This window comes from Pedobacter sp. UBA5917 (genome assembly GCF_002432345.1).
Taxonomy (GTDB): domain Bacteria; phylum Bacteroidota; class Bacteroidia; order Sphingobacteriales; family Sphingobacteriaceae; genus Pedobacter.
Map to the genome: position 1 here is coordinate 1 of NZ_DJDT01000113.1, position 3,081 is coordinate 3,081.

Below are 3,081 nucleotides of genomic sequence, written 5' to 3' on the forward strand. Positions count from 1 at the left end.
CTTCCTGTGCAGGTGCAGCGGGTGTTGCAGCTGTTGTGGCTGGCGCTGCAGTTTCAGGTGTGCTGCCTGCCGTATAACGAAAATCGTTTAACGAGCTAAAGGCATCCTGTAAAGCTAAATTGAACGAGGTTTTATATTCCTTTTCGCGGCTTTTCCCTTCCTTACTTTTTAGCACTACTGTTCCTTTACAATCTTTCAGTACAACGGTTAAGTTGGTTACAAACATGCTGTTTTTTTCCAGTACATCTGCTGTTAACGCCTTACATCTATCGCCTGCAATCTCTGTAGGAAGGTCAGAATTATCATAATAAACTGTAAAACCCATTCCCTCGAATAGCGCTTTGGTAACGCCGTTTAAATTATATTGGTTGGATTGTTTAAGAAAACTGTATTTCTCAGGCACAATGATATATTTATAATGGTTGATATTAGGCTGTGCCTTTGCCGAAAAAGACAATGCCAAAAGAATGATAAAAAGGTACCGTTTCATATTTGTTGATTTTGAAAAAGGATTATTTGGGTTCAATTTATACAATGAAACGGAGAAAATCAAATCTGAAATTCTTTGAATAAATCCGGATTAGCTGCAGAATTCTATATCTTTCACTTAGATCGTGTGAAACTTAAATTCTGCGTTCCATAAAAGTACAAAAGAATAACCCGGCTTAATTTATAATTTAACCGGTATCAATGATCCGATATCACCATTTTGGCGGCCGCAGGATTTTTATTCGTTTTTACAAAAAATAACAGGGGCAGGGTAATTACAAAAAGCAGGCCCACAAAATAATAACAATCGATATAACTGAGCATAGACGATTGTGCGCTGATGGTATGTTCCAATACGCCGATCCCCTTCATACGGGCATCCATTGCACTGATCCCTTTCTGCCGGAAATAGGAAGTTAGCGAATTTAAGCGCTCAACAGCCTGCGGATTGTAGGGATTGATATGGCTTAACAGATCAGTACGGTGTACCGCGATCCTTTGTGCATAATAGGTGTTTACTGCCGATATGCCGAATGCACCACCCAATTGCCTCATCATATTATTAAGTGCTGCTCCCTGTGGAATGTCGGCCGGAGGTAATGATGAAACTGCGAGCATGGTAAGTGGTACGGTTAAAAATGCCATGGCTGTGGCACGGAAAATCAGGTTAATGCTGATGGAATGGGCAGATATATCAAAATTAATTGCCGACATGCTCCAGTTAAAATAAATAAAGCAGATAAAACCCAAAACAACAATCAAAATCGGCGATACCCCTTTAGCCATCAACCTGCCCGAAGCAATTAATGCAAAAATAGCGATTACCGCGCTGGGCAATAACATAAGCCCTGTTTCGGTAGGGGTTAGGCCAAGCAGGCGCTGGGCCAGAACAGGTGTAATAAAAACGGAAGTAAACATACCTATCCCCGTAATAAACGTTAAAATTGCGGCGATTGATAAAGATCTGCTTTTAAATACCCTCAGGTTAACCACGGGGTGGGGCACATGTAATTCCCAGAGGATAAATGCCGTTAAGGTTACAATTGCTGTAACTGTTAATACAATGATATAACCGGTCGCAAACCAATCTTCGGTTTGTCCACGTTCTAAAACCGTTTGTAAAGAGCCGATACCCACAGCTAACAGGATAATGCCCAGCCAATCTACTTTGTTTATTTTGGGCTTGATCAGCGGTTCGGTAAGCAGAAAATAACAGGAAACAGCTGCGGCGATACCAATCGGGATATTGATGTAAAAAATCAGGGGCCAGTTGTAATTATCGATAATCAAACCGCCCATTGTTGGGCCGATGGTTGGACCGATAAATACACCAATGCCAAAAATGGCACTCGCCACACCCTGTTTTTCCTTCGGGAACAACTCAAATATCACGGCCTGCGAAACCGATAACAAAGCACCTCCGCCCAATCCCTGTAAAAATCTGAACGCAACCAATGTCCATATATCAGGTGCCCCGCCGCACATGATCGAACAGATTACAAATACGATAATCGAACCGATGTAGTACTTCCTGCGACCGAAAATCGCGGTCAGGAAACTGGTCATGGGGATAATAATTACGTTGGCGATGGCATAAGCAGTTACTACCCAGGTAGTATCTTCCAGGGTGGCGCCGAGGTTTCCACTCATGTGCGAAAGAGCCACGTTTACAATGGTGGTATCGATCAGCTCCATCACAGCTGCCATCAATACCGTGATGATTAATAGGATGCGTTTTAAATTGTTCATTTGGTGATTTTATAAAAGTGAACGATTGGTCTCTTTTTGGTTAAAAAAATAGTTTTTAATATTCGGGGTATAGCTATAATGAAATAGGTGAGTTCACAAGGCGGTTTATTTATGTTTTAAAAGTGAATGATCGGTCTCTTTTTAAGTAAAAAATTTTAGATAATATAAGGTTCGATTTCTTTTTTCAGCATGGCGATAATATGATGCAGGTATTCGGGGTTATTTTCTATTTTGCTGATCAGCACTGCACCTTCGTACATGGTGAAAACTTTAATTGCATATTGTTCTGCATCAAAATCTTTAGAAAATTCGCCGTTTTCCTGTCCATCGGTAATGATTTTGCTGATGCGGTTTTTAAACCGGTGGATGGCTGCACTTACTTTTTGTTTCATTACCGGATTAGTATCGTCGGCCTCTGCGCCAAAATTTAGAATGGCACAACCACCCCATTTTGATAGAACTCGGCTATCGTAGAAATCAAGTAGGCCATAAAGTTTTCCTTTGGCTGTTGGTATTTCCCTTACCACACCGGTAACGGCATCGTGCATTAAACTGCTCAGGTAGTTAAAAACCTCTAAACTCAGGGCTTCTTTACTGGGGAAATGCCTGTAAACTCCGCCTTTTGCCAATTGCGTAGCCTCCATAATATCGTTCATAGAAGTACCCGCAATACCTTTTGTATTGAAAACCGGTGCAGATTTTTCAATAATGAATTGTTTGGTACGTTCGGCTTTTTTCATGACGTTGCAAATATGAACAATCGGTCGCAAATTTTAGACCTGATGTTTATCTATTTACAAGCCAATTACAAAACAAAAAATGGTAACCGGAATTCCGGTTACC

The 3,081-nt window shown here is 41.0% G+C and carries 2 protein-coding genes and 1 pseudogene; all 3 read right to left on the reverse strand.

Going from position 1 to position 3,081, the window contains the following annotated elements:
* Positions 1 to 490, reverse strand: a pseudogene (locus B2V92_RS06740) (hypothetical protein); the annotation flags it as partial.
* 197 nt (positions 491 to 687) lie between these two features.
* Positions 688 to 2,238: a DHA2 family efflux MFS transporter permease subunit gene (locus B2V92_RS06745; protein ID WP_293306073.1), complete on the reverse strand. Its 1,551-nt coding sequence runs from the start codon at positions 2,236 to 2,238 to the stop codon at positions 688 to 690.
* 155 nt (positions 2,239 to 2,393) lie between these two features.
* Entirely contained in the window at positions 2,394 to 2,978 is a 585-nt protein-coding gene (locus tag B2V92_RS06750) for a TetR/AcrR family transcriptional regulator (RefSeq protein ID WP_293306075.1), read from the reverse strand.
* Between the last annotated feature and the right edge of the window lie 103 nt (positions 2,979 to 3,081).